The organism is Kitasatospora herbaricolor, from assembly GCF_030813695.1.
Lineage (GTDB): Bacteria > Actinomycetota > Actinomycetes > Streptomycetales > Streptomycetaceae > Kitasatospora > Kitasatospora herbaricolor.
The window spans coordinates 6,913,352-6,934,090 of sequence record NZ_JAUSVA010000002.1 but is presented as its reverse complement, the minus strand read 5'-3'; the positions used below and the strand labels follow the sequence as shown (position 1 = coordinate 6,934,090).

Below are 20,739 nucleotides of genomic sequence, written 5' to 3'. Positions count from 1 at the left end.
TCAGGAAATTCCGAGCTCGTTGTCGATGAAGTCGAAGATGTCGTCGTTGCTGACGGCGGAGATCTGCTCCGCGATGCCGTCGTCGGCGCCGGCCGGGCGGCCGCCCAGGACGGTCAGCAGCGCGGCGAGCCGGTCCACGGCCCGGGCCCGGGACTCGTCCTCGACCGGGGCCAGCGCGAACGAGGCCTCCAGTCGGTCGAGTTCGCCCAGCAGGTCGGGCGCGGCCGGGCGCTCGGGGGTGGCCGGGGCGGCGGGCTCGGGGGCGAGCCGCTCGCGCAGGTGGGCGGCCAGCGCGACCGGGGTCGGCTGGTCGAAGACGACGGTGGTGGGCAGGCGCAGCCCGGTGGCCGTGTTGATCCGGTTCCGCAGCTCGATCGCGCCCAGGGAGTCGAACTCCGAGTCCATGAAGCCGATCTGGGGCCGGATCGAGTCGGCGTCCGGGTGTCCGAGCACCGCCGCGGCGGTCGAGCGGACCAGCGCCAGCAGGATCCGCTGCTGCTCGGCGGGCGCCTTGCCGGTGAGCCGGCGGACCAGGGCCGCCGGGCCGTCCGTGCCCGGTGCGGCGGCGCGGCGCGGCCGGGCCCGGACCAGCGCCCGCAGCACCGGGGCGAGCGCCTGCGGGTCGGCGGCCGACGGGTCGAGCCTGGCTGGTGCGAGGGCCGGGTACGGTGAGTCGAGCGCCGCGTCGAACAGGGCCAGGGCCTGCTCGGTGCCCATCGGTGCCAGGCCGGTCCGGGCGAGCCGCTCGGCCTCGGCCGCGCTGAGCTTCGCCGCCATGCCGCCGGCCTCGGCCCAGTGGCCCCAGGCGAGCGAGACGGCGGGCAGGCCGCGCACCCGGCGGTGCTGGGCGAGCGCGTCCAACTCGGCGTTGGCGGCGCTGTAGTTGGCCTGTCCGGCATTGCCGAGCAGGCCGACGGCGGAGGAGAAGAGCACGAAGGCGGCCAGGTCGAGGTGCTCGGTGGCCCGGTGCAGGGCCAGGGCGCCGTCCGCCTTGGGGCGCCGGACGGCCCGCAGCCGCTCTGCGGTGAGCGAGTCGAGCAGGGTGTCGTCGAGGACGCCGGCCGCGTGCACCACGACGGTCAGCGGGTGCTCCGCCGGGAGGCCGGCGACCAGGGCGGTCACCGCCTCGGGGTCGGCGACGTCGCAGGCGGCGACGGTCACCTCGGCGCCGAGGGCGGTGAGTTCGGCCGTCAGCTCGGCGGCGCCGGCGGCGGCCGGGCCCTGCCGGCCGGTGAGCAGCAGGTGCCGCACCCCGTGCCGGGTGACCAGCCGGCGGGCGATCAGCCGGCCGAGGGTGCCGGTGCCACCGGTGACCAGGGCGGTGCCGCCGGCCGCCGGGGCGAGCGGCAGGGTGAGGGCGAGCTTGCCGGTGTGCCGGGCCTGGCTGAGGTGGCGCAGCGCCTGCGGGGCCTGCCGGACGTCCTGGGCGTGCACCGGCAGCGGCCGCAGGGCGCCGCTGTCGAACAGGGCGGCCAGCTCCGCGAGGATCTCGCCGATCCGGCCCGGGTCGACGTCGAACAGGTCGAAGGCGAGGTAGGCGGCGCCGTCGTGGTCGGCGGCGACGGTGGCCGGGTCGCGCGGGTCGGTCTTGCCCATCTCCACGAACCGGCCGCCGGGGGCCAGCAGGCGCAGCGAGGCGTCGGTGAACTCCCGTGCCAGCGAGTTCAGTACGACGTCCACGCCGCGTCCCTCGGTGGCCGCCCGGAACTCCGGCTCGAAGTCGAGGGTCCGGGTGGAGGCGATCCGGGTGTCGTCGAGGCCCTGCGAGCGCAACGTGTCCCACTTGCCGGGGCTCGCGGTGCCGAACACCGGGGAGCCTGTGTGCCGGGCGAGTTGGACGGCCGCCTGGCCGACACCGCCGGTCGCGGCGTGCACCAGCAGGCTCTCCCCCGGGCGCAGTCCGGCCAGGTCGTAGAGGCCGTGGTAGGCGGTGAGGAAGGCGACCGGCACGGTGGCGGCCTCGGCGAAGCTCCAGCCGGCCGGGATCCGGGTCAGCAGGCGGTGGTCGGTGACCGCGACCGGGCCCAGGGTGCCCTGGACCAGGCCCATCACCCGGTCGCCGGGGGCGAGCGCGGTGACGCCCGGGCCGGTCTCCAGCACGACGCCGGCGCCCTCGGCGCCGATCCGGGCGCCGCCCGGGTACATCCCGAGGGTGATCAGCACGTCCCGGAAGTTCAGCCCGGCGGCGCGCAGGGCGAGCCGGACCTGCCCGGCCGCGAGCGGGGCGGCGGCCTCGGGGGCGGGCAGCAGCCGCAGGCTGTCCAGGGCGCCCGGGGTCTCGGTGTCGAGACGCCAGGTGGCGTCGGCGGGCGGCTGCAGGGCGTCGCCGGCCCGGACCGGCACCAGCCGGGGCACGGTCGGCTCCGGCCCGCGCAGGGCGAGTTGGGTCTCGCCGGTGGCCAGGGCGACGGCCAGGGCGGCGGGCAGCGCGGCCGCCGCGGCGGGGCCGTCCAGGTCGGCCAGCGCGAAGCGGTCGGGGTGTTCGGCCTGCGCGGTGCGGACCAGGCCCCAGACCGCGGCGGCGGCCGGGTCGGGGACGTCCTCGCCGCCGTGGGTGGCGACCGCGTGGCGGGTGAGCAGGACCAGCCGGGCCCGGGCGAGCCGCTCGTCCGCCGTCCAGGCCTGGAGCAGCGCGAGCGCGGACTCCGCGTCCTGGACGGGGGCCAGCACGGTGCGGACCCCTTCGGGCAGATCCCCGGCGGTGCCGCGCGCGGGGACGTCCCCGCCGGTGGCGCCGGCGAGCGCGGCCCGCAGCGGACCGTCCTCGCCGAGCAGCGCCCAGGGGCCCAGGGCGGCCACCCGGCCGGCTTCGCCGTCGGCCGCCCCGGGGAGCGCCAGCGGCACCCAGTCGAGCCGGTGCAGCGAGTCGGACCCGGCGCCGCCGGCGGCCCGCAGGGTGAGGCCGCCGACCGCGGCGACGAACTCACCGGTGTCGTCCGCGGCCTCCAGCGCGACGGCGTCCGCACCGGCGGCGCGCAGCCGGACCCGCAGGGTCCGGGCGCCGGCCCGGTGCAGCGCCACCTCTCGCCAGGAGAAGGGCAGTTCGAGCGCCTCGGAGTCCCGCAGGACGCCGATCACGGCGTGCAGGGCGGAGTCGAGCAGCGCGGGGTGCAGCCCGTAGCCGGCGGCCTCGGCGACCGGGCCGACCTCGGCGTACACCTCCTCGCCGAGCCGCCAGGCGGCGGTCAGCCCGCGGAAGGCCGGGCCGTACGCGTAGCCCCGGTCGGCCAGTCGCTCGTACAGGTCGGCGGTGTCGACGGCGACGGCACCGGCCGGCGGCCAGGCCTGCGCCCAGGCGGGCTCCTCGGGCCGCTCGGCGGGGGCGGCGGTGGAGCCGGCGGCGTGTCTGGTCCACGGGCCGTCGCCGCCCTCGGGGCGGGAGTGCACCTGGACGGGCCGGCGGCCGGCCTCGTCGGCGGCACCGACGGACACCTGCAGCTGGACGCCCCGGGTGGTCAGCGGCAGCGGGGCCTCGACGGTGAGGTCCTCCAGCGCGGCCGGGCCGGTGCGCTCCGCCGCGTGCAGGGCGAGCTCGACGAAGGCGGTGCCGGGGAGCAGCGCGGCCGTGCCGACGGTGTGGTCGGCGAGCCAAGGGTGCGTCCGCAGGGATATCCGTCCGGTCAGCAACCAGCCTGCCTCCCCCGGGAGTTCGACGGCTGCGCCGAGCAGCGGGTGGCCGGCGGCGAGCAGACCGGCGGCGGCCGGTTGGGCGGTGGCGGGCTGGTCGAGCCAGTGCCGCAGCCGCTGGAAGGGGTAGGTCGGCAAGGCGACCCGGCGGGCGTCCTGGCCGGCGTAGGCGGCGGTCCAGTCCACGGGCGTGCCGTGGACGTGCAGCCGGGCGAGGGCCTCGGTGAAGGTGTCGGCCTCGGGGCGGTCGGCGCGCAGCGCGGCGACGGCCACGGGCGGGGCGGCGTCGGGCCGCCCGGTGCCGTCGTCCTGGCGCTCGTCCAGGCTCTCCTCGGCGAGGGCGGTGAGGGTCGCCCCCGGGCCGAGCTCCAGGTAGGCGCCGGTGCCGAGGGCTTCCAGGGTGCGGATCCCGTCGTGGAACCGGACGGCCTCGCGGATGTGGCGCACCCAGTACCCGGGGCTGCGCAGTTGCTCGGCGGTGGCGATCTCGCCGGTCAGATCGGAGACGACCGGGATCCGCGGCTCGGCGAAGGCCAGCCTCTCGGCGACCCGCCGGAAGTCCTCCAGGACGGCGTCCATGTGCGGGGAGTGGAAGGCGTGGCTGACCGGCAGCACCTTGCTGCGGCGGCCGCCCTCGCGCCAGTCGGCGGCGATCCGGCGGACTTCGGCGGCGTCGCCGGAGATCACCACCGAGGACGGGCCGTTGACGGCCGCGACCGCCACCCGGCCCTCCAGGCCGGCCAGCAGCGGCAGCACCTCGGCCTCGGGGCCCTGCAGCGCGGCCATCGCGCCGCCCTCGGGCAGTGCCTGCATCAGCCGGCCGCGGGCGGCCACCAGGGTGACGGCGTCCGGCAGGGTGAGGACCCCGGCGAGGTGGGCGGCGGTGACTTCGCCGATCGAGTGGCCGATCAGGTGGTCCGGCCGGACTCCGAAGGACTCGGCGAGCCGGAACAGCGCGACCTGGAGGGTGAACAGGGCCGGCTGGGTGTACGCGGTGCGGTCGAGCAGCGCGGCCTGCGGGGTGCCGGGCTCGGCGAACAGCACCTCGCGCAGCGGGACGTCCAGGCTGCCGTCGGCGTCGAACAGGTCGGCGGCGGCGTCCAGGGCACGGGCGAACACCGGGTAGCGGGCGTGGAGTTCCCGCCCGGCACCGGGGCGCTGGCTGCCCTGTCCGGAGAACAGCACGGCGAGGGTCCGGCCGGGGGCGGCCACCCCGGTCAGCAGGCCGGGGGCCGGCTCGCCGGCGGCGAGGGCGGCGAGCAGCCCGGCCTGCCCGGCGAGGTCCGCGCCGGTCAGGACCGCCCGGTGCTCGAAGCGGGCCCGGCCGGAGGCCAGCGACCAGCCGATGTCGGCCACCGAACCGGCGGGGGCGTCGGCCGAGGTGTCGGACGCGGCGGACGGGTCGGTAAGGCGGGCGAGCAGCTGCCCGGCGGAGTCCCGCAGGGCCTGCTCGTCGCGGGCGGACAGCACCCAGGGCTGCGGCAGGCCCGCGGCCTCGGCGGCCGGTGCGGCGGACTCGGCGGCCGGCCCGGGCCCGACGGCCGCCGCGCCTGCGGCGTCCGCCTCGGCCGGCGGGGCCTGCAGGATCAGGTGCGCGTTGGTGCCGCTGATGCCGAAGGAGGAGACGGCGGCCCGGCGCGGGCGGCCGGTCTCCGGCCAGGCGGTGGTCCCGGTGAGCAGCGAGACCGTGCCTGCCGACCAGTCGACGTGCGGCGAGGGCCGGTCCAGGTGCAGGGTGCCGGGGAGTTCGCCGTGGGCCAGCGCCTGGACCAGCTTGATCACGCCGGTGACCCCGGCGGCGGCCTGGGTGTGGCCGATGTTGGACTTCGACGAGCCCAGCCACAGGGGCTGCTCGGCCGTCCGGCCGCGGCCGTAGGTGGCGATCAGCGCCTGCGCCTCGATCGGGTCGCCCAGCGCGGTGCCGGTGCCGTGCGCCTCCACGGCGTCCACCTCGGCCGGGGTGAGCCCGGCGGCGGCCAGCGCCTCCCGGATCACCCGCTCCTGGGACGGGCCGTTGGGGGCGGTCAGCCCGTTGGACGCACCGTCCTGGTTGACGGCGGAGCCGAGCACCAGCGCGAGCACCGGGTGCCCGTGGCGCCGGGCGTCGGAGAGCCGCTCCAGCAGGACGAGGCCGGCGCCCTCGGCCCAGGCGGTGCCGTCGGCGGCGGCCGCGAAGGGCTTGCAGCGGCCGTCGGCGGCCAGGCCGCGCTGCCGGCTGAACTCGGTGAACATGCCCGGGCCGGACATCACGGTGGCGCCGCCCGCGAGCGCGAGGTCGCACTCCCCCTGGCGCAACGACTGCGCGGCCAGGTGCATCGCCACCAGCGAGGAGGAGCAGGCGGTGTCCACGGTGATCGCGGGCCCCTCCAGGCCGAGCACGTAGGCGAGCCGGCCGGAGGCCACGCTGGTGAGGCTGCCGGTGAGGGCGTGGCCCTCGTGGCCCTCCGGGGTCTCGTGCAGCCGGGGGCCGTAGTCCTGCGGCATCACGCCGACGAAGACGCCCGTCCGGCTGCCGCGCAGGTCGGCGGGGGCGATGCCGGCCCGCTCGGTGAGCTCCCAGGCGGACTCCAGCAGCAGCCGCTGCTGCGGGTCCATGGCGGCGGACTCGCGCGGGCTCAGCCCGAAGAACGCGCCGTCGAAGCGGTCGGCGTCGTACAGGAACCCGCCCTGGCGGGTGTACGAGGTGCCCGGCCGCAGGCCCTGCGGGTCGTAGAGGGCGTCGAGGTCCCAGCCGCGGTTCTCGGGGAACCCGCCGATCGCGTCCCGGCCCTCGCGCAGCAGCTCCCAGAGCGCCTCGGGGGTGTCGGCGCCGCCCGGCCAGCGGCCGCTGAGCGCGACGATCGCGATCGGGTCGTCGTCCGGGGAGCCCGGGGTGCCCGGACGGGCGGAGGTCTTCGCAGCGGCGTCCGGGCCGGCGGACAGGCTGTACAGGTGGGCACCGACCGCGCGGGGGGTGGGCCGGTCGAAGGTGAGGGTGCTGGGCAGGTCGAGGCCGGTGGCGGCGGCCAGCCGGCCCCGGAACTCGACGGCGGAGACCGAGTCGAAGCCGAGGTCCTTGAAGGTGCGGTCGGGGTCGACGGCCGCGGCGGAGGCCTGGCCGAGGACGAGCGCGGCGCTGGTGCGGACGGCCTCCAGCAGGGCGCTCTCGCTGAGGCCGGCCGGCGCGGCCGGCTGTCCGGGGCCGACGGGGTCGGTGCCGACGGCGGGCAGCTCGGCGGCGGGGGCGGCGGTCGGCGGCGTACCGCCGGGGCCGGCGGCGATCCAGAGCCGGCGGCGCTGGAAGGCGTAGGTCGGCAGCGCCACCCGCCGGGCGGCTGGGCCGTAGAAGCCCGTCCAGTCCACCGTGCCGCCCTGCGCGAACAGGTCGGCGACGGCGCGGTGGAACTGCGGCAGGCCGCCGTGGTCGCGCCGCAGGGTGCCGGTGACCGCGGCCGCGCCCTCCAGGATCTGGCCGAGGCCGACGGTCAGCACCGGGTGGGCGCTGGCCTCGACGAAGGCCAGGTGGCCGTCGGCCCGGGCGGCCCGGACCGCGCTGCTGAGTTCGACGGTCTGCCGCAGGTTGCGGTACCAGTAGTCGGCGGTGAGCTCGGTGGTGTCCAGCAGCCCGCCGGTGACGGTCGAGTAGAAGGCCGTCCGGCCGGCCCGCGGGCGGATCCCGGCGAGCAGTTCGGGCAGGGTCCGCTCCAGCGGCTCGACCTGCGGCGAGTGGGAGGCGTAGTCGACGGGGACCAGCCGGACCCGGACGCCCTGCTCGCGGTAGCCGGCCAGCAGTTCGTCGAGCGCCTCGCGCTCGCCCGAGACCACGGTGGCCGAGGGCCCGTTGACGGCCGCGATGCCGATCCGGCCCTCCCAGGCCCCCAGCGCGGCCCGGACCTCGGCCTCCGGCAGCGGCACCGAGGCCATCCCGCCCGAGCCCGGCCGGGCCAGCCCGGCGATGGCCCGGGCCCGCAGCGCGACGACCGCGGCGGCGTCCTCCAGCGAGAGCCCGCCCGCCACGTGCGCGGCGGCGATCTCGCCCTGCGAGTGGCCGATCACCGCGTCCGGACGGACCCCGGCGGACTCCCAGAGCGCGGCGAGCGAGACCATCACCGCGAACAGCGCGGGCTGCACCACGTCCACCCGCTCCAGCGAGGGCGCGCCGGGCCGGCCGAGCAGGACCTCGGTCAGCGACCAGCCGGTGTGCGGGGCCAGGGCGGCCTCGCAGGCCGTCAGTTTGTCGGCGAACGCCGGTGCGGTGGCGAACAGTTCGCGGGCCATGGCGTCCCACTGGGAGCCCTGGCCGGGGAAGACGAAGACCGTCCGGCCGGCCTGCCGCGCGACGCCCTGGACGAGGTTCAGGGCCTGCCCTCCCTCGGCCAGCGCCCGCAGTCCCTCGACCAGTTCGGCCCGGTCGGCGCCCGTGACGGCGGCCCGGTGCTCGAAGGCCGTCCGGGTGGTGGCCAGCGAGTGCCCGAGGTCGACCGCGTCCGGGCCGGGGTGCTCGGCCACCCGGTCGAGCAGCCGCCCGGCCTGCGCCCGCAGCGCCTGCGGGCTGCGGGCGGACAGCGGCCACAGCAGCGGGCCGCCCTCGGCGCCGGGCGCGGCCGGCCGGGCGGCCGGCCCTTCGGCGACCACGACATGGGCGTTGGTGCCGCCGACCCCGAAGGAGCTGACACCCGCGATCAGCGGCGCCTGCTCGTCCGGCCACGGGCCCGACTCGGTCCGCACCCGCAGGGCCAGCTCGTCGAAGGGGATCGCCGGGTTGGGCGTGGCGAAGTTGAGGCTGGCCGGCAGCCTGCGGTGACGCACGCTCAGCACCGTCTTGAGCAGGCCGACGATGCCGGACGCGCCCTCCAGGTGGCCGACGTTGGTCTTGGCCGAGCCGACCAGCAGCGGCCGGCCGGGCTCGCGGCCCGCGCCGAGGGCGGCGCCGAGCGCGGCGGCCTCGACCGGGTCGCCGACCTGGGTGCCGGTGCCGTGCAGCTCGACGTACTGGACCTGGTGGCCGGCCACCCCGGCCCGCTCGACGGCGGCCCGGACGACCGCCTCCTGGGTGGGCGCGCCGGGCACGGTCAGCCCGTCGGTGGCGCCGTCGCTGTTGACCGCGCTGCCCAGCAGCACGGCCTGGACGTCGTCGCCGTCGGCCAGGGCGCGGGCCAGCGGCTTCAGCACCAGCAGCACCCCGCCCTCACCGCGGGCGTAGCCGTTGGCACGGGCGTCGAAGGTGAAGCAGCGGTCGTCGGGCGAGAGCGCGCCGAAGCGGTCGACGGTCAGCGTGCTGTCGGGCGCCAGGTTGAGGTTCACCCCGGCGACCAGCGCCAGTTCGGACTCACCGCTGCGCAGGCTCTCCAGCGCCAGGTGCACGGCCACCAGCGAGGAGGACTGGGCCGAGTCGACGGTCAGGCTCGGCCCGCGCAGGTCCAGCGCGTAGGAGACCCGGTTGGCGATGATGCCCCGGTTCAGGCCGGTCAGGGTGTGCCGGGTGACCGCCTCGGGGGCCTGCGCCACCAGGGTGGCGTAGTCGCTCGCGATCGAGCCGACGAACACCCCGGCGGGACGGCCGGCCAGGCTGCGGGGCAGGACGCCCGCGTCCTCCAGCGCCTCCCAGGCCAGTTCGAGGACGAGCCGCTGCTGGGGGTCGGCGGCGGCGGCCTCTGCCGGCGAGATGCCGAAGAACTCGGGGTCGAAGGTGCCGACCTCGTCGAGGAAACCGCCGGCGCGGGCCGGCTCGCCCTCGGCGAAGCGACCGGGCGGGAAATCACCGACCGCGCCGGCGCCCTCCTCCAGCAGTCGCCAGAAGGCCTGGGTGTCGGGCGCTCCGGGCAGGCGGCACGCCGATCCGATGACGGCGGTCGCTGTCGCGAGCACGGTTCCCGGCAAGGACGGGTGCAACTGTTCCTGGCGCGCCATCGTGAGCTTCCACCTCTGAGAAAGGGTTCTTCCGGCGCTCCTCAGTCTGGTGATCAGTGCCCTTGCCGCTAACCCCTAGCGGGCCCCTGCGGGACCCCTAGCCATGGCTAGGGGTCCCGCAGGGGCCCGCTCCCCGCCCCGCTCCCGGGGCGTCCCGCGACCGGTCGGCTACCCGGCCAGCTCGCCGCCGAGGTAGGGAGAGTAGCGGAGATCGACGCGCCGGCGGACCCCGAGCTTGCGGTAGACCCGGGTGAGGTGCTGCTCCACCGTGCTGACGGTGATGTACAGCTTGCGGGCGATCTCGCGGTTGGTCAGGCCGTGGGCGGCCAGCCCGGCGACCCGGCGTTCGGCGTCGCTGAGCCGGTCGGCTCCCTCCTCCGGCACACCGGCGGCCCGGACGGCGCCCCGGTCGACGGCCCGCTCGGCCGGCCGGTCCGCCGGTTCGGCCGGCAGCGACCGCGGACCGCCCGGGCGGGCGCTCTGCAGCCCGCCGGGCCTGGCCCGGCGCTCCGCCGACCTGGCCAGGCCGAGCTCCCCCTGGACCCGGTGGGTGGCGCTCAGTTCGCCCAGCGCGGCGGCGAGCTGGGCGCCGTCCCCGGCGTCCTCCAGCGCGGAGACGGCCCGCTCCAGCAGGCCCGTCCGCTCGGCCGGCTCCCCGGCCGCCGCCCTGGCCCGCAGCGCCATGCCCCGGACCCTCGAATACCCGGCCGGCCCGAGCGCGGCCAGCTGCCGGTCGGCCAGCGCGAGCGCCGACCGCCGTCGCCCGAGGGCCAGTTCGGCCCGGGCGGCGCCGATCCGCCAGGGCACCAGGCCGGGCAGGTGGTCGATGTCCCAGCGGGCCATCAGCTCGCCGCAGGCCCGGAAGTCGGCCAGCGCCTCCTCGGGCCGGCCGACGGCCAGCAGGTGACCGCCGCGGGCGTAGAGGTAGTGCAGGCCGGCCGGGGTCTGGAAGGTCTCGGCCGGGACGGCGAGCGCCAGGTAGCGCGCGGCGTCCTCGTGCCGGCCGAGGGCGGTGCGCACCGAGATCATCGTGGACAGCGGGTAGCCGACCGCGACCCCCCAGCCCTCGGGGCGGATCCGGGCGAAGGCCGCCCGGGCCGCCTCCTCTGCGGTCCGCAGGTCGCCCTGGCGCAGCGCGACCTCGGCCCGCAGCGCCGAGAACAGCGCGTGCCAGGTCGAACTGCAGTTGGCGGCGGCGGTGCGGGCCGCGATCGGCTCGCACCAGCGGGCCGCACGGTCCGCCCGGTCCGCGTAGACCAGCACGGTCAGCGCGGAGGTGAGCGACTCCACCGAGCCGCCGCCGAGCCGGCCGTCCCGCAGGATCCGCTCGGCCTTGAGCACCGACTCCTCCGTCGGCAGCCCGGCCAGCAGCCCGCCCAGGACGGCCAGACCGTCCGCCGCCGCGCCGGCGGACGGCCCGGGGACCGGCTGCGGGAACAGCGACCGGAACCAGTACCCGAGCCAGGAGCGCAGCTCACGCAGGCCGGCCAGCTCGGCGCCGGCCGGCTGAGCGGCCTGGAAGCGCTCCAGGGCGGCCGTGCCCTCCGCGACCCGGCCGTGCCAGAACAGGTAGCGGACGGCCTTCAGCTCGCGCCGCGCCGCCGCCTCGGCGGACTCCGCCTCGGTGCCGGGCAGCCAGGGCACGCACTCGATCCGGACCGGCTCCTCGGCCTGCTGCCCGGGCGTCCAGGCCGGGCCGGCCGCCCACGGCAGCACCACCGGGGCCGGGGCCGGGTGCGTACCGGCCGGGCCGGGGGCCGCGCCGTCGGCGGCGGGGACGGGCACCGGACCGAAGCCGGAGGGCGACGGCGGCACCGGGTGGAGGGCCGCCGGCTGGAGGGCCGGGCCGGCGACGGCCGGCCGCGGCGGTCGCTGCGGCGGGACGGACGACATCCAGCCCTGCGTCCAACCGGCCTGCCCGCCCGGGCCGTCCACGGCGGCCGGCCCCTCCGGGCCGCCGATCGCGTCGATCCCGACCGCTCCGCCGATCGCGTCCGCGGCGCCTTGGCCGGCCGGCAGGCCGGCGCCGCCGAAGCCGCCCGGACCGCCCGGGTCGCAGTCGCTGAGCATCTCCTCCAGGGTCCCGCCGAGACCGGCGCTCCCGGTGGCCGGCGCCGCCCACGGGGCGCGGACGTGGCCCTCGGCCGAGCGCAGCTGCTCGGCGACCCGGGCCGCGGACGCGCCGGAGGCCCGCAACAGCTGGGCGGCCCGGTGGTGCAGCGCCGCCAGCTCCTCCGGCTTCATCGCGGCCAGCAGGTCGCCGCCGCCGGTCGGGTGCCGGAACCCGCCCTCGTGGAACAGCCCGGCGGAGTGCAGCAGGTAGGAGGCCCGGGACAGCGACTGCGGCGCCAGCAGCAGCAGCTCGGCCAGCAGCTCGGGCTCGCCGGGGCGGCCGAGCACGGCGACGCCACGGGCGCAGCGCAGCGCCAGCGGGTCCATCCGGTGCAGGCAGTTCATCAGGCCCCGGCGGTAGCTCTCCCCCACCACCAGTTCCTGCCGGGCCCCGCTCGGTTCCTGGTCCTCCAGCAGGGCCTGGACGAGCAGCGGGTTGCCGCCGGTCAGCGCGTGCGTCTCGGCCGTCAGCCGCAGGGCGGCGTCCGCGCCGAAGCGCTCGTGGAGCAGCTCGGAGAGCAGTCCGGCCGGGAGCAGCCCGAGCCGGACCCGCTCGTGGTGCGGCTGGCGGGCCAGTTCGACCTCGAAGAAGGGGTTCGGCGGCGTCATCGTCTCGCGGGAGCTGAGCACGGTCAGCACCCGGGCACCCCTGGTCCGCCGGACGAGGTAGAGCAGGAACTCCAGCGACTGCACGTCGGCGTCCTGGCGGTCGTCGACGGCGAGCAGCAGCGGGGCGCGTTCGGCCAGCCGCAGGACGAGCGAGCAGAGGCCGTGCAGGGCGCGCGGGGTGAGCCGGGGGCCTGCCTCGCCGGCCGGCCCCTCGACGCCCTCCTCCAGCAGGTGCGCCACCTCGGCGTCGGCGGCGGCGTCGAGGCCGGCGCTCTGGAACAGCTGGTGGACGATCCCGAACGGGAAGTCCTTCTCCAGCGGCGAGCCGGCCGCCGACAGCACCCGGACGCCGTGGTCGGCGGCGGCCTCGGAGAAGACGTGCAGCAGTTCGGTGCGGCCCGTCCCGACCGCGCCGCAGAGGGCGACGACGCCGCCCCGGCCGCGCAGGGAACGGTCCAGGGCGTGGCGCAGCAGCCGGAACTCGTCGTCACGGCCTGTGGGTTCGGATCGGTGGACAAGACGCGCGGCACGCGCGGGGGACGTGAGCATCCGCTCTCCTGGAGCAGGGCGCACGACCGGGCCGCGCAACGCTGCGCTGCCCGTCGTACGAGAGGCCGGAAACGAGGTGCGTCACCGGCCGGCCGGAGCCCGGGGCCGTGACACGCGAACCGAACCGCGACCCCCGGTGGGGGTCCGGCCGCAGGGCCTCAACGACAGAGCGAGCTGGCACTGCGGACGAGGTCGACAGCCAACCTGGCCACCAGTCTGAGCCGAACGGCACGGCTGCCGTGCACGCGCTGCATGACCGTCTCCATCCCCCTGTGTACCCGGGGTTCCTGTGCTTGCGACATGACACCCATGTCACCCGGCTTATCCCCGGCGGCACCCCGCCACAGTGGAGGGTTGCCAGTCAGCCGGCCGGGGCCCAAAGCTGACATTCTTCGCCGGTCCGAGTGTACGAATCCCGAATCGGCCCCGTCAATCGACGTTCGGTCACACCCCGTCACGCAACAGTGGTTTGACCCGGCGGAAACACCGTCGGCGCGACATCCCCGGGCGAACCGGACACCGGCCCGCCCGGGCGTACGCCGCGGGGGCGGCGTCGGGCGCCGGAAGGCCCCCGCCGGGCGGCCCGGGGCGCGGAAGTTGGACGACTGTTCACCCGGCCGCGGCCTGCCGATCCCCCGTGCGCACCGGCCCGGCGCTGAAATGATCACTGTCCGCGCACGGCGGTGGCCGAATGCCGTCCCGCTCCGCGACCGGTGGTCCAATGGTCTATACCAATTGAGGTACGGTTCCCCCAGGATGCTGTCGGACCAGCGGCTGTGGGGGCCCTATGACTGTCCATCACCTTCCTCAACCTCCCTCCGATCAGGAGCTCTACTGGTATTTCGGACCGCAGCGCCGCTGGGTGCTGATCTGCACCTCGCTGGCCTTCGTCTTCACCGCGGCGACCATGCTCACCTTCTCGCTGCGGACCCCGGCCCTCTGGGCCTTCCTCGCGGTCCTCGTGCTCAACCTCGCCGCGCTCGCCCTGTCCTCCGTCAACAGCCTGCGCCAGCGCCGGCTCACCCGGCAGTCGCACGAGGTGCTGGTGCACGCCTGGCAGCCGGCCCGGCTGCCGGACGTCGACCTCTACCTGCCGACCTGCGGCGAGCCGCTCGACGTCCTGGAGAACGCCTACCGCGCCGTCTCGGCCGTCGACTGGCCGGACGCGCTGACCGTCTGGGTGCTGGACGACGGCGACCGCCCGGAGGTGGCCGGGCTGGCCGCCCGGTACGGCTACGAGTACGTCGTGCGGCCCGACCGCGGGCACCTCAAGAAGGCCGGCAACCTCAACCACGCGCTCACCCTGAGCACCGCGGAGTTCATCGCCATCCTGGACGCCGACTTCGCGCCCCGGCCGGACTTCCTGCGGCACCTGGTGCCCTACTTCGCCGACCCCGGCACCGGCATCGTGCAGAGCCCGCAGTGCTTCGACACCGACGAGACCATGAGCTGGATCCAGCGCGCCGCCGGCGCCGCCCAGGAGTGGTTCTTCCGCTGGATCCAGCCCTCCCGCGACGCCAGCGACGCCGCCATCTGCTGCGGCAGCAACGCCGTCTACCGGCGCGCCGCGATCGACGCGGCCGGCGGCTTCGCCCGGCTCGACCACAGCGAGGACCTGTTCACCGGACTCGCCCTGTACGAGAAGGGGTTCCGCACCCTGTACGTGCCGGTGCTGGTCGCCAAGGGCACCTCGCCGGACAACCTCGCCGCCTTCGTCAACCAGCAGTACCGCTGGGCCATGGGCAACCTGCACCTGCTCGGCACCCCCGAGCTCAAGCGGATCCGGGCACCCTGGCGGATGCGGCTCTGCTTCTACGAGGGCGTGGTCGGGTACCTGACCACGGCGGTCAACATCTTCGCGGCCCCGCTGCCGCCGCTGGTGATGATGTACCGGTACCCGGACGAGATCCGGCCCTGGCACGTCCTGCCGCTGCTGGCCCCGCTCTGGCTCTGGCACGTGCTGCTGCCCCGGATCAGCCGGACCCGCTGGCGGGTCGAGGTGATCCGCTCCAACGTCCTGATGAGCGTGGCCGCCGGCGCCGCCTTCTGGCACACCCTGCGCGGCCGCAGCGCGGCCTGGGTGCCCACCGGCGCGGGCCGCGCCAGGCCCGGAGGGCTGGCCCGCCGGGTGGTCCTGGTCGCGCTCGGCTGGCTCTGCCTCTCGATCGGCGCGGCCGCCGCCGGCCTCGCGCTGGCCGTCGCCCGCAACGGCTGGGAGCCCAACTGGGGCCTCGGGCTGTACCTCGTGGTCCAGTGCCAGATCGGGGTCCCGCTGATCCGCGACCTGGTCGCCGAACTGCGCCCCGCCGCCCCGGCCCGGGCCGCCGCGCGCCAGGCCGCCCGGGCCGGGCGCCCCAGGGGCCGCGGCATGCTGCCCCGGCGCTGGCCCGAGGCCTCGGCCGCCACCGCCACCCTCGTCCTCACCGCCCTGCTCGCCTCCGGCTGGGTCAGCCCGATGCTGCCCTGGCTGGGTTGAAAGATGGTCGCACCGATGTCCTCGACCGTGGTTCCGGAGCTCGCTCCGCAGACCCTCACGATCCCCGGCCCGCCGCCCGGCGGCGCCGGCTCCCCCGGCGCCTCCCCCGGCCGCACCGGATTCCGCCCCGACATCGAGGGCCTGCGCGCGGTGGCCGTCCTCGCGGTACTGGCCTTCCACGCCTCCGTCCCCGGCCTGGCCGGCGGATTCGTCGGCGTCGACGTCTTCTTCGTCATCTCCGGCTACCTCATCACCGGTCTGCTGGTGCGCGAGGCGGTCGGCACCGGCCGGATCCGGCTCGGGGAGTTCTTCTCCCGCCGGGCCCGCCGGCTGCTGCCCTCCGCCGCCGTGGTGCTCGCCGCGGTCGCGCTGGCCGGCGCCTGGCTCACCGTCCCGCTGCGGCGCACCGACCTGGAGTACGACGTCCTCGCCGCGGCGCTGTCGGCGGCCAACTGGCGCTTCGTCGCGCAGCAGACCGACTACCTCGCGGCGGGCCGGGAGCAGAGCCCGCTGCTGCACTTCTGGTCGCTGGCGGTGGAGGAGCAGTTCTACCTGTTCTGGGCCCCGCTGCTGGCCGTGACCGTGTTCCTGGTGGCCCGGACGGTCCGGCGCGGCCGGGCGGTCCGCGCGGCGGTGGCGCTCGTGGCCGTCCTGCTCACCGTCGGCTCCTTCGCCCTCTCCCTGCACTGGACGCACGGCTCGGTCTCGCTGGCGTACCTCGGCACACCCTCCCGGGGCTGGCAGTTCGGGGTGGGCGCGCTGCTGGCGCTGCTGCCCGCGCACCGGCTGCGCGGGCCGCGCCCGCTCCGGCTGCTGTCCGGGTGGGCCGGGGCGGCGGCGATCGGATGGTGCGTCCTGGAGTACGACGCCGGCACCCCCTACCCGGGCTACGCGGCGCTGGTGCCGACCCTCGGGGCGGCCGCGGTCATCCTGGCGGGCACCCCGGACGCCGGGGGCGCCGACCCGGTGCGCGGCGGTCCCGGGGTCGGCCGGCTGCTGTCCGCCCGGGCGCCGCGCGCCGTCGGCCGGCTCTCCTACAACCTCTACCTGTGGCACTGGCCGGTCCTGGTGCTCGCCGAGGCCCGGCTCGGCGCCCTCGGATGGCCGGCGAAGGCGGGGCTGACGCTGGCGGCCGCCCTGCCGGCCGCGGCCGCGCTGCGCTGGATCGAGCAGCCGCTGCGCCGCAACCGGACGATCGCCGAACTCCCCCGCCGGGGACTGTCGCTGGGGGTCGCCGCGGTGGTCGTCCCGGTGGTGCTGGCCCTGGTCGTCGGCACCGGGACGCTCCGGCTGCTCGGCCCGGCCGCCCCGGTCGACATGCTCGGCCTGCCGCCCGGCTCGCCCGACGGCACCTCGCTGCTGGCCCGCACCGCCGCCCCGCTGAAGCCCGGGCCCGCCGTCCCTGACCCGGCCCAGGCCCGCAAGGACTTCCCGCCGGACGGCGAGTGCGAGGTGGCCCCGGCCGTGACGGCCGGCCCGGCCTGCCTGTTCGGCCCGGCCGGCGGTCCGGACCGGATCGTCCTGCTCGGCGACTCGCACGCCGGCCAGTGGTTCTCCCCGATGCTCGCCATCGCGGCCGAACGCCACTGGGGGCTGGAGGAGTTGGTCAAGCAGGGCTGCCCGCTGGCGGACATACCGGTGGTCAACCCGCAGTTGGGACGCGAGTACCGGGAGTGCGACACCTGGCGGGCGAACAGCCTGGCCAGGCTGCAGAGCGGGCCGAAGCCCCGGCTGATCGTGATCGCCTCGCTCAACCGCTACACCGACGACCGGCGACTCCTCGCCGAGGGCTGGGAGAAGACCCTGACCCCGCTGCGCGCCCTCGGGGTGCCGATCGTCTACGTGGAGGACACCCCGGTCCCCGGCGAGGACGTCCCGGCCTGCGTCTCCGGGCACACCGCCGACCCGGCCGCCTGCGAGTTCGACCGCGCCCGTGCCCACTGGCCGGACCCGCTCGCCGAGGCGATCGCCGCCGGCCGGATGCCCGGGGTGCGGTCCGTCGAGGTGAACTCGGTGCTCTGCCCCGGGTCGGGGCGCAGCTGCCCGGCGGTGCTGGAGCGGATCCTGCTCTACCGCGACGACGCGCACCTGACCAACGTCGCCGCCGTGGTCCTCACCCCGCGGCTGGAGCGGCTGCTGGTCGGGGCCGGCCTGGTGCCGGCCCGGAACGAGCCGGGCGCCGACGGCTGGACCACACTGCTGCGGGACGACTTCGACGGCCCGGCGGGCAGCCGCCCCTCGGCCGCGAACTGGCAGTACGACCTGGGCACCTGCTACCCCGGCTGCCCGGCCGCCCAGTGGGGCACCGGCGAGGTGGAGACCATGACCGACTCCACCGCCAACGTCCGGCTGGACGGCCGGGGCGCACTGGAGATCGTGCCCACCCTGGAGGGCGGCCGGTGGAGCTCGGGGCGGATCGAGTCCCGGCGCGCCGACTTCACCGCCCCGCCCGGCGGAGTGCTGCGGATCGAGGCCTCGATCGCCCTGCCCGACGTGACCGGACCGGCCGCGGCGGGTTACTGGCCGGCCTTCTGGACCCTCGGGGCCGGGCTGCGGGAGGGTTTCACCGGCTGGCCGGCGACGGGCGAGCTGGACGTGATGGAGTCGGTGAACGGCCGCGACTCGGTGTTCGGGACGATGCACTGCGGCACCCTGGACGGCGGCCCCTGCCAGGAGCCGAAGGGGCTCGGCTCGGGCGAGTCCGCCTGCCCCGACTGCCGGACGGGCTTCCACACCTACGCCGTGGAGGTGGACCGGACGGCCGGCGCCGAGCAGGTGCGCTGGTACCTGGACGGCCGGGAGTTCCACCGGGTGCGGGCCGACCGGATGGACGCCGCCACCTGGGACCGCGCGGTGAACCGGGGGCAGTTCCTGATCCTGAACGTGGCGGTCGGCGGCAACCTGCCCGCCGCGTTCGGCGGTGTGCCGGGGGCGGCCACCGAGCCGGGGCACCCGATGCGGGTGCAGTACGTCGCCGTCTCGGCGCGGGGCGGCGCCCGGTCCTGACCGCCGGCGGGTCCTGACCGGCGCGTCCCGGCCACACCGCCCGACCGGCGGCCCCGCACCCGCCCCGCCCGCTCCCCCGGACGCCTCCGCGCTCCCGGGAGGCGGGCCGGGGCGGGCGCGGCCGGCCCGGGAGCCACTCGGCCCCCGCCGGCCGTGCCGACGGGGGGAACGGGTGGGTGCGGTGCCCTCGGGACGCCGCTGCCCCGGCCGTCAGGGCTGCGGCGGCCGGTCCTCGCCGGGCATCGACTGGTTGCCGAGCTGGTCGTTGATCTTCTGCTGGGCGGTGTCGACATGGCCGCTGTACTTGCCGCCGGTCTTCTCGTCGATCATGTCGCCGCCCTTGTCCACCCCCTTCTGCACGGTGTCCTCGTGCCCCTTCATCATGTTCTTGAGCTTGTCGAGCATGGACATGGTGTGACCTCCGCATTCGGTGACCAACTACGTCCATGGTCCGCACACGACCCGGAAACGGCATCCCGGCGTCCCGGCCGGTCCCGCTCGCCGGCCCGTGCCGGTGGGCCCGACAGCCCGGCTGACCAGCGGTTTCACCGCGATCAAGGCCGCCGCGGAGTCAGGCGGACTGCCGGACCACCAGCGAGGGCTCGAAGATCACCGAGGTGGCCCCGCGCTCGGGACGCGCGATGTGGTCGAGCAGGATGCGGGTCATCTCGGCGGCCATCTCCTCCACCGGCTGGCGGACGGTGGTCAGCAGCGGCCGCCCGGCGGTGGCCGCGCTGCTGTCGTCGAAGCCGACCACCGCGACGTCCTCCGGGACCCGCCGCCCGTGGTCGCGCAGCACCGCCAGCGCGCCCTGGGCCATCAGGTCGTTGGCGGCGAAAACGCCGTCCGTGTCCGGGTGCTCGATCAGCAGCCGGGTGATCGCGCGCTCACCGCCGGCCTGGGTGAAGTCCGCCTCGGCGTGCGGCAGGTAGGGCAGGCCGTGGCGGGCCATCGCGTCGTGGAAGCCGGCCAGCCGGTCCCGGGCGGCCCGGACACCGGAGGGGCCCGCGATGGTCACCACCCGGCGGCAGCCACGGGCGTGCAGGTGGTCGGCGGCCAGCCGCCCGCCGTCGCGGTTGGCCAGGTCGACGCAGCTGATCGGCAGCGGGCGGTCGGGGCGACCGAACAGCACCGCGGGGACGCCGGCCTCCAGCAGCAGGGCGGGCATCGGGTCGTCGGCGTGGGTGGAGACCACCATCGCGCCGTCCGCGTTGCCCTGCCGCAGGTAGGCGAGGGCCTGCTCGCGCGCCTCGGGGGCGTCGGCCAGCATCAGTACGGGGTGCAGGCCCTGCGGCCGCAGGGCGGTGAAGACCCCGCTGACCACCCGGCCGAAGAAGGGGTCGGTGAAGACCTCGCCGCCGGCCGGCCCGTCCGCCTCGGCGCCCGAGCCGGAGACCACCAGCGCGAGGGACCCGGCGCGCCGGGTGACCAGGGATCGGGCGGCGCCGTTGGGGACGTAGCCGGTGCTGGCGATGGCCAGCCGGACGCTCTCCTGGATCGCGGGGTCGACGTTGCGGATGCCGTTGATGACCCGGGAGACGGTGGCCCGGGAGACGCCCGCGACCCGGGCCACGTCCTCCAGAGTCGTGGAGCGGTTGACGGCGGACCGGAGGACTTCGCTCATGGTGTCTTTATAGCATCTGGGAGAGCGCTCTATCCATCAAAGCCACAGCTCGGAGCAGCTCCCGGAACCGCCCCCGGGCCAGGCCGCAGACGCCCGGAGGCGATCCGGGCCCCGGAAGGCCCCCTCGGAGCGCCGTCGGACCCCTCCGGGAAACGTTTCCCGTCACGGCGCGTGCTCCTTCCAGCAGATCATCACCGTGGTCGCGACCGTCACCGAGACGTTCGACCGAGACCGCGGCGGCCTGCCGAAACGCTCCGGCAGCCGGTGCACGTCGACCGTCAGCACCGAGCCGTCCCGGAGGACCACCGTCGAGCCGTCCGCCCGGGTGTAGGCCGCGTCGCCGAGGCCCGTCACCGGCGTCACCGGGCCGGCGCTGCCGCGCAGGCCTTCGAAGTGCGCGGCGGCGGTGGCCCGGTCGGCCAGCTCCTTCACCGTGATCAGCAGCGTGCCCTCGGCGTACGCGTAGGTGCAGGTGTACAGGTGCTGGGCCCAGGTGCCGGCGGGCGGGGTGGCCGGATCGGTGCCGAAGGCGCCGGACAGCTGCGTCGGCACGCTGCCGGCGCAGACCATCAGGGAGGCGGGCGAGGGGCCGAGGTCCGCCGCGGCGGAGGTCCGCGCCCCCGGCGGGGCGGCGGCCGGGCCCGGCGCGGGCGGTGCGGCGCAGGCCGCGGCGGCCAGGGCCAGCAGGAGAGCGGCGACGGTCCGTGCCGGCGGGCGGCTGGGGCGGGTGGTCATGCGGTCCTCCGCGGCGGGGACGACGGGCCAGGGGTGGCGGGGCCGGTGGGGGTGGCGGGCCGGGGAAGGGCGGCCGGCCCGGGGGCGGCCGGGGGTACGGCCGTGCCCGCGA

The 20,739-nt window shown here is 76.9% G+C and carries 7 protein-coding genes and 1 riboswitch; of the genes, 2 read left to right on the top strand and 5 right to left on the bottom strand.

Features of this window, described 5'->3' with window-relative positions; translation table 11 throughout:
- Together J2S46_RS30290 and J2S46_RS30285 are read right to left on the bottom strand one after the other, a co-directional pair.
- The gene (locus J2S46_RS30290; RefSeq protein ID WP_191291222.1) at positions 1 to 9,516 is read right to left on the bottom strand and encodes a type I polyketide synthase; all 9,516 of its coding nucleotides are present in this window, start codon (positions 9,514 to 9,516) and stop codon (positions 1 to 3) included.
- A gap of 168 nt (positions 9,517 to 9,684) precedes the next feature.
- On the bottom strand, positions 9,685 to 12,786 hold the full coding sequence (locus J2S46_RS30285; protein WP_191291223.1) for a helix-turn-helix transcriptional regulator: 3,102 nt from the start codon (positions 12,784 to 12,786) through the stop codon (positions 9,685 to 9,687).
- Between the two features lie 284 nt (positions 12,787 to 13,070).
- A riboswitch (SAM riboswitch) is annotated at positions 13,071 to 13,183 on the bottom strand.
- A 390-nt stretch (positions 13,184 to 13,573) separates the two neighbouring features.
- Here J2S46_RS30285 and J2S46_RS30280 point away from each other — a divergent pair.
- Both J2S46_RS30280 and J2S46_RS30275 read left to right on the top strand, forming a co-directional pair.
- A complete protein-coding gene (locus J2S46_RS30280) occupies positions 13,574 to 15,262 on the top strand; it encodes a glycosyltransferase family 2 protein (protein WP_191291224.1) in 1,689 nt (562 codons plus the stop codon).
- A gap of 15 nt (positions 15,263 to 15,277) precedes the next feature.
- Positions 15,278 to 18,268 (top strand): acyltransferase family protein, encoded by a 2,991-nt coding sequence (locus tag J2S46_RS30275; protein WP_191291225.1) that lies wholly within the window; start codon positions 15,278 to 15,280, stop codon positions 18,266 to 18,268.
- Between the two features lie 210 nt (positions 18,269 to 18,478).
- Here J2S46_RS30275 and J2S46_RS30270 read toward each other — a convergent pair whose 3' ends face one another.
- From J2S46_RS30270 to J2S46_RS30260, 3 genes are all read right to left on the bottom strand, one after another.
- Positions 18,479 to 18,679, bottom strand: coding sequence for an antitoxin (locus tag J2S46_RS30270; protein WP_073922822.1), 201 nt, complete (start codon positions 18,677 to 18,679; stop codon positions 18,479 to 18,481).
- 160 nt (positions 18,680 to 18,839) lie between these two features.
- Positions 18,840 to 19,892 carry a LacI family DNA-binding transcriptional regulator gene (locus J2S46_RS30265; protein WP_073922823.1) on the bottom strand — a complete coding sequence of 351 codons (1,053 nt, stop codon included), beginning with the start codon at positions 19,890 to 19,892 and terminating at the stop codon, positions 18,840 to 18,842.
- Between the two features lie 162 nt (positions 19,893 to 20,054).
- The gene (locus J2S46_RS30260; RefSeq protein ID WP_191291226.1) at positions 20,055 to 20,627 is read right to left on the bottom strand and encodes a hypothetical protein; all 573 of its coding nucleotides are present in this window, start codon (positions 20,625 to 20,627) and stop codon (positions 20,055 to 20,057) included.
- Positions 20,628 to 20,739 lie beyond the last annotated feature (112 nt).